This window comes from Halorientalis persicus (genome assembly GCF_900110215.1).
Lineage (GTDB): Archaea > Halobacteriota > Halobacteria > Halobacteriales > Haloarculaceae > Halorientalis > Halorientalis persica.
On the sequence record NZ_FOCX01000072.1, the window covers coordinates 1 to 6,530 of the forward strand.

Below are 6,530 nucleotides of genomic sequence, written 5' to 3' on the forward strand. Positions count from 1 at the left end.
GAGGGAGTGTGATCGACTCGGCGACCGTCGCCGTGTGGCCCCTGCCAGCCCTCGGCGTGCTCGCGGTCGCTGCGCCAGATATCGCTTCCGAGTTTGCCCCTGCGGGTTTGCCTCGCTCGATAGTGGCCGGCGCAGCCGACCTCGGGGACTGGCGTCCCCGCGAGCCCGCCTCGCCCTGGTGTCCACCAGGTACGTGGGTTGCCGAACCTGCTATCGAAGACACGGGTGGGGGGCAACGCAGGTCGTTCGTGGATTCTCTTTCGAAAGCATTTCATCGGCTCGAGACCGAAGCTGTCTGCTGGCAAAACCAGCGTACCGGTTCGGCACAATTCACAGCCGATCCGTCAGGAAGAGGTCTGGCGGACCTAATCCGCTTTCTCAAAAGTATGACGTGAGATTCATCCCGGCCCACGGTAGGCCAGGGAACTTGCGCTGCGTTTCGTTTAGCTGATTGCAGGCGCTAAGCCCCCTCCCTCAAGGAGTCGCCAACGGCGGCGAGTAGGCCGGGGTAGTTCACGCTCGCTCCATGAGAGACAAGGGCTGTGTCGGCGGTGCAGAGAGTGGGCGTTGACCCTTAGCTCTTGGCACACTATCTTTTAGGATGGCTTACACAATATCGTTTTGCAAGCTGGCACGGCTTGGACGCTGCTTATTTATCGTCGCGAGGTGAGACGGCATGACGACCACACAGGCCGCGCTCAATGGCGGAAACCTGTGTTCTGATAAGCCCCCGAATCCGAGAGGATTCGAGGGTGAAAGTAGAGACGGGGAGCAGGCGGGCACCCGGGTAGGGGTTTTGGATGTTACCTGCCCGGTGGGATGTTTAGTCTTCTGATCGTACAACCGTTTCGGATTCAGTTTGTGCCCCTTGGATACCGGCACACGGTGTGTCAGACACCAATCACCGACTGACTCATCAAAACACTTCGCCGGAGGAGTTCCGATGACAGACAATCTCTCCACGATCTACGGGAAGAAGCCTCGGGGCTTGACCCCGAGGCGGTTCACCCCTGGGTTCGCGTCGCCAGAACCCTCTGCCACGAGGCAGACCCTCCCAGTGTGACTGTCTCCTTCGGGGCCGAGATCGAACAGACCAGCATCCAGGCCGCGGCCTCGGGAGGTACTGCGTGAGCTCTAATCCCAACCAGCACGGTCCGGCCGCCGACGCCGTCGCCGCACTTCGAGAGGAGGTGGCTCGGCTTCGCGATCGTGTCGATGCCTTGGAGGACCAGATCGGCGGTTCGTCCACGCTCCTCAGACACGCCAAGGACTACAGAGACGCCAGAGTCCTCGCCGCACTCGACGCTGGCGACGAGGTCCACCTCGATCGGATCCGCACGCTGTATCAGGAGCGCTCGGATGTCCGTGACGCCGACACCCTCCGGAATCGGGTGCGCGACCTCGTCCAGACTGAGGTGTTCACGCCGACGGGGCGGCAGCGCTGGCGGTACCATGGAACGGGAGGTGAGGATTGTGGCGAGTAGTGCCAACGATAGCGACCGGGAGCAGTGCCAGGCGATCGCTGTGTACACCAGCCAGCGCTGCCAACACGATGCGCTCCCTGGCCTCCCCTACTGTGCTGACCACTTCGAGATGATGGATATCGACGAGTCTGTTTTCACGGACTGAGAGCCATCGAACGGCCCGCTCGACGACTCTCTCAAAAACGCTTTGGAACTTATTCTAATTACACATATATTATTTACCAGACGATGAGTGTCAAAATCCCCGGCGACGTGAAAGACCTCTCGCCGACGGCCCGTCTCGTCCACGCGGTCCTTGACGATGCGGGGCCACTGGCCCGCGAGGAGATCGAGGACCGGACCGGCGCGGCTCGGCGGACGGTTAACAAGGTCCTCGCGACGCTACGGGCGGAAGGCCTCGCGACCGCCCACGAACATCCTAATGATGCCCGGCGAAAGCTGTATTCAATCTCCAAGACGAGTCCCCCGGTACTCCAAGCCCCACAACTACCGTCCAGCGGCAGGTCAAGGTAGTTCAAGCGCGCCCCGATCGACGCGATCCTCGACGAACTGGACCGAGAGGTGCGATAGATCCATCTGGCACGATGAGTATTCGGAAGCTCCGGGGCCAGAGGACCCGGAGCTGAAGGTAGAGATGGGCAGGAAGGGTGGCGACGAGTCAAGCGTCGGAGCCTGCCCACGCGCAATTCTCATTCTGGCTGCTCAACCCTTTCGAACCCGGCGAACCTCTCTGCTTGACTGACACACACGGCGTCAGACATACTTCGAGAAACCGAGAGACTGGCGTGTTGATTTAAACAAACTGCTGGCGTGGCGGTCTGTGTGGGGACAGTAGTTCGAATAAGACTCGGAATTTGCGAATCTGGACCTTTGAATCTTCACCACGGCCGGAAGTCCGCATATTGAAGGGTTTTATGCCCTGTCGTGCCGGTGTCGCGGGTGATGGCTGACGTCCCCCGCGAATACGGCCGGGAGTATATCCGGCCACTTCCTGGACCGCTCCGAGAGTGGATTGGTTTCGATACGCTTCGTGGTGAGGTGACTCGGTTCGCCGTCCAGCTGGAATACCGCCTCGAGGGTGAGTGGACTGAAGTCGTCCGGTACGATCACGATGGGACCAATGACAGTGAGTTCGGCCATGATGCCGCTGAGGAGGGGCTCCACGTCGACATTTATCGCGACGGCGAGAAACACGCAACGGAGTTCATCACTGGCCCGTTGCCGGCCGGCGTCGCCCTCGATCACGCCGAAGACCATTTAGCGAAGAACCTCCAACGGTACGTCAAGAGGTTCGAAGAATGGCACGGGATCAGGAGCCAATGACCGATGACGAACTCGCCGAGGCCAGCGAGCAGATTCAGGATCTTCGCGAAGAGGTTCGCGATGACCTCGCCGCCGATCTCGGTGGCGACCCTGCGGACTACCGTGCCAACAAACGCTTCGACGATGAGGGAGAGCGGAGCGGCGAGGCTGTCCCCGACGGCGGGGAGTAATCCACACAGCCGAATGGTTTCCTAGGAACCGATTTGACGGGTATGCTGTCTTAGATTCGATTAGCAACTCTATCCAGCTACGTCAAACGTTCCACAATCGGCGTAACCCTCCGCTAGGAAGGCTGATTTTGAGTATGAAATCGGAGTGTGTAACCTTACGGAATGTGGTACGGACCCCCTCCAGCAGCTGGTGGGCGGGGGAAGACCAGGCAGTCCCGGCGACGTCACAGACGGAAAAATCGACCTCTTGACAGAAACTGCCACTGTATACAGCCCAAAACTGCGGGACGGTGGGCAGAAAATCGCCGCTCAACTGGTAAGTTGTATACAGCCCTGTAACACTCTACACTCGGCCGCCTGCTGGTGGTTTTCGCCGCCTCAACTCTGTTTTTGTATACTGATATGAGATCCGGTGGATTTCGCTGTATACAGCTCGAAACCGAACGACAGCGTCGGTATTCTCCTGTCTAACTGCCGGAATTGTATATATGGGTTGTACTGCCAGTTGCGCTGTTTACATTCTGGAGCGGGCCGCTCCAGCCCTCTCAGGCCGTCGTTAGGGGGTGATGATGTGCGAAGGAGTATGGGGAATGACTCGGTGGATCTCTCGAAACGAGGGTGGGAAAATCGGCGATTTCTGGCGGGGCCAAAACGCCCCGTGTCAGAATCATATCATACTGTGGAAACTCAGCCGTAGGAGGTGGACTGTGTGGCGATAGCTCCGGACACGGTGGTGTGGTCCGCCGGCGACCCTCTCGCGATCGGCGTTACCCACGCGTTGCACTGTTGGACTTGTGGGGTAACCAACCGACTGGATTACCCACGGGAGCGTGTCATAGAAAGCCTCCCAAGGGAGGCCGCAGGGTTTGGAAACTGTGTCCAACAGTGCCAACACCCTGCAAGACGTAGCTTCGGTAGACGACTTCTTGAATGCGGCGGCTACCGAAACAGTACCGCTGTTCGACCATCTTGAGTTCGAGTTTCTCCTGGAATACGACGTGTTCGCCCCCGCTTCGAGGGGGCGAACACGAGTGCACCAGCCACCAGATCTCTTTCGCGGCTTCCTCCACTGCTACTACGAGGATGTCTACGGCACGCGTCCGGTTACACGAGAAATTCAGAACGGCCTTGTCTGGTACTACTGCGGACTCGACAAACCGCCATCCAGAGACACGGTTGATCGCTTTCTCACCGGCCTCGAACACGTCATCGACAATGTCTTGGACAGGCTCGTCGAGCAGGCCGCTGTCCGCGGCCTGCTCGCCTCCACATACTCCATCGATTCGACGCACATCGAGGCGATTCAGTACAACGACGCTGCCTCGTGGAATTACGATCCGACAGCTGAGGAGTACTACTACGGGTTCGGTTGTACGATTGTTTCGACCGGCGCAAAATCCCGATTGCAGCAGAGTTCACACAAGCCAAACAAGCGGATCAGGAGACGGCGATGCGCGTCACACGTGACGCGCTCGCCGTCGGCACACCGATCTGGATGCTCGGAGACAGCGCCTACGACATCCTCGATTGGCACGACCACCTGCTGGCCGCAGGGGTCGTGCCAATCGCTCCGTACAACCCGCGAAACACTGACGACCCGAAAGACATCGAGTACAGGGTCGAAGACCGAATCGAGGAACACAGCGAGGACGTTCAGCTGAAACAATCCATCTTGGACGAGACGTGCAACAACCGGACAGGAGTCGAACGAACCAACGACGCTGTCAAGGACTGCGGCCTCGGGCACGTCCGCGTCCGAGGCCGCGTCCACGCACGCACAGAAGTGTTCCTTGCGCTATGTCTCCGGCTCGTCGTTGCAATCACCAACTACGAGCGAGGAAACGAACCGGGCTGTGAGAAACTATGAGATGGATTGTATGACACGCTACACGGAGGAATCCTCGCGCTTAAGCGCGGGGAGGAAGTCAACAAGAACTGATACCGGCAAGCGAACCCATGGTTGAACACTCATCTGTCAAATCTAATTGCGGAACAGTTGAATGGCGGACGACATATACGGAGCCGGTCGTCCGCGCAACGAGCGTCCACAGTACAAAATTCCATCGTCCAGATCCAAATGCATCAGAACCGGTGCCGGCCTGCTCAGTTCCTGGCCAGCCAAAAGGATACGTTGTCAAAGAGCGACAGTTTGCTGAACGCGCCAGAGAGCCTTGCCAGTGCGACGCGTGCTTTGGAGATCGTTGACTCCTACACCAGCAGACGACGTCTCCTAGAGTGGTCAAGAGTTCCTGCACGCGGTTCGGCGGCTCGATCCGAACGAGGTCCCCGACTGGGGTGGACCTTCAAGGCAACTGATGATCACGACTGGACCCAGATCTGGCGAGACACGTTTTAATGAAGCCCATTTGAGCCGATACGTGGTGTCTTCCCCCCCGCATCGCGATCGGGAGATACGTTGAGTGCAACAAGGACCCGCAAAGTCCGAATCAACTGCTAAGCTTGCCACTGGCACGTCGCGAATCGAAATAGTGTCTGTCGGACTCATATTCTGTCCAAGAGATACCGCAGACAACAAATCGCGGTCGCGTCAACCGCCTCGGGGTCAAGCCCCGAGGCTTGTCAGTGGACTCCCGTTCTAACCAAGTAATTCGGCAGGCGTGTACTCGCCGTTCACGTTCAACGTCCCTGACTTCAGGGCCAGTTGACTGGTACCCCATCCATCACGAGACTTCTGCCCGCGATGGATATACCCACAGTATCGGTTGGCGATATTCTTCGCCGCATTGTAATCCGCGTTCAACTCGTACCCACATGACTGGCACTCGAACGCCTTGTCGTCGCGATTGTCCTCGTGCGTAAACCCACAAGCACATCGCCCGGCATATCGAATCGCTTGACTCACCCACCCCCCGTTTTCGAGTAGTAACGAGACATCCCGACGACCGACACTCCCCATTTTCGAGTTGTAACACATCATGCGAGATACGAACACCCCCCGTTTTCGAGAAGTAAGTGCGGGGAGAATACGGGCGAGATTAGCAGATTGGGCGAGAAGCCCCCACCCTCAAAGAGCGACCGAATGGGAGCGAGTAGGGTGGGGATGAATCGCCCTGCGAGGACACCTCACCTTTAACTTCCTACAGGTAAATAATTGGGGTACGGCGCATGGATTACGCACTCAAGTATCGGTTGTTTCCTGACAGTCAGCAGCGGGAGCAACTGGACTGGGTGCGTGACACCGTGCGACAACTCTACAACCACAGTCTGCACCGCTACAACCGGATACCCGAAACCGAGGGCACTGTCAAACAGCGCGTCACACAGGTCAGAGATGAGATACCCGATCTGAAAGACTGGTGGACTGATCTGACGAACATCTACTCGACAGTCCTTCAACAGGCTGTTGAGCAGATCGCCACCAACGGCTGTTGAGCAGATCGCCACCAACATCGAAAACCTTGGGAAGCTCAAGCAGAAAGGCTACTCGGTTGGGTCGTTAAACTGGAAAGCGCCACATGAGTATCGGAGTTTCACGTATCGCCAACGGGGTTTCGAACTCGATGAGAAGAGTGGCCCCAATGGACGTGGACTC

At 58.0% G+C, this 6,530-nt stretch carries 5 protein-coding genes and 3 pseudogenes; 7 read left to right on the forward strand and 1 reads right to left on the reverse strand.

Translation table 11 applies throughout. From position 1 onward, the window contains the following. Nucleotides 1-1,127 precede the first annotated feature (1,127 nt). From BMX17_RS25655 to BMX17_RS24300, 6 genes and pseudogenes are all read left to right on the forward strand, one after another. The gene (locus tag BMX17_RS25655) at nucleotides 1,128-1,484 is read left to right on the forward strand and encodes a hypothetical protein (RefSeq protein WP_139203758.1); all 357 of its coding nucleotides are present in this window, start codon (nucleotides 1,128-1,130) and stop codon (nucleotides 1,482-1,484) included. Next, nucleotides 1,474-1,629, forward strand: a complete 156-nt coding sequence (locus BMX17_RS26555; RefSeq protein WP_170845563.1) for a hypothetical protein — start codon at nucleotides 1,474-1,476, stop codon at nucleotides 1,627-1,629. Before BMX17_RS25655 ends, BMX17_RS26555 begins: the two co-directional genes overlap by 11 nt. An 83-nt stretch (nucleotides 1,630-1,712) precedes the next feature. After that, entirely contained in the window at nucleotides 1,713-1,997 is a 285-nt protein-coding gene (locus tag BMX17_RS24285; RefSeq protein WP_092665087.1) for a MarR family transcriptional regulator, read from the forward strand. A gap of 429 nt (nucleotides 1,998-2,426) precedes the next feature. Continuing rightward, on the forward strand, nucleotides 2,427-2,807 hold the full coding sequence (locus BMX17_RS24290; protein ID WP_092665090.1) for a DUF7718 family protein: 381 nt from the start codon (nucleotides 2,427-2,429) through the stop codon (nucleotides 2,805-2,807). Next, nucleotides 2,804-2,977 (forward strand): hypothetical protein, encoded by a 174-nt coding sequence (locus tag BMX17_RS24295; protein ID WP_244515108.1) that lies wholly within the window; start codon nucleotides 2,804-2,806, stop codon nucleotides 2,975-2,977. The genes BMX17_RS24290 and BMX17_RS24295 overlap by 4 nt, the downstream gene beginning before the upstream one ends. A gap of 875 nt (nucleotides 2,978-3,852) precedes the next feature. Further along, nucleotides 3,853-4,844: pseudogene (locus BMX17_RS24300) on the forward strand (transposase). Between the two features lie 729 nt (nucleotides 4,845-5,573). Here the strand turns inward: BMX17_RS24300 and BMX17_RS27425 are convergent. After that, nucleotides 5,574-5,813 (reverse strand): annotated as a pseudogene (locus BMX17_RS27425) (zinc ribbon domain-containing protein); the annotation flags it as partial. A gap of 290 nt (nucleotides 5,814-6,103) precedes the next feature. On the opposite strand from BMX17_RS27425, the pseudogene BMX17_RS27675 reads away from it, so the two are divergent. Further along, a pseudogene (locus BMX17_RS27675) lies at nucleotides 6,104-6,530 on the forward strand (helix-turn-helix domain-containing protein); the annotation flags it as partial.

Bases quoted from the DNA above. Each gene is read 5' to 3' on its own strand.
- BMX17_RS24290 (WP_092665090.1), top strand. From the start codon at position 2,427: ATGGCTGACGTCCCCCGCGAATACGGCCGGGAGTATATCCGGCCACTT.
- BMX17_RS24295 (WP_244515108.1), top strand. From the start codon at position 2,804: ATGACCGATGACGAACTCGCCGAGGCCAGCGAGCAGATTCAGGATCTT.
- BMX17_RS24285 (WP_092665087.1), top strand. From the start codon at position 1,713: ATGAGTGTCAAAATCCCCGGCGACGTGAAAGACCTCTCGCCGACGGCC.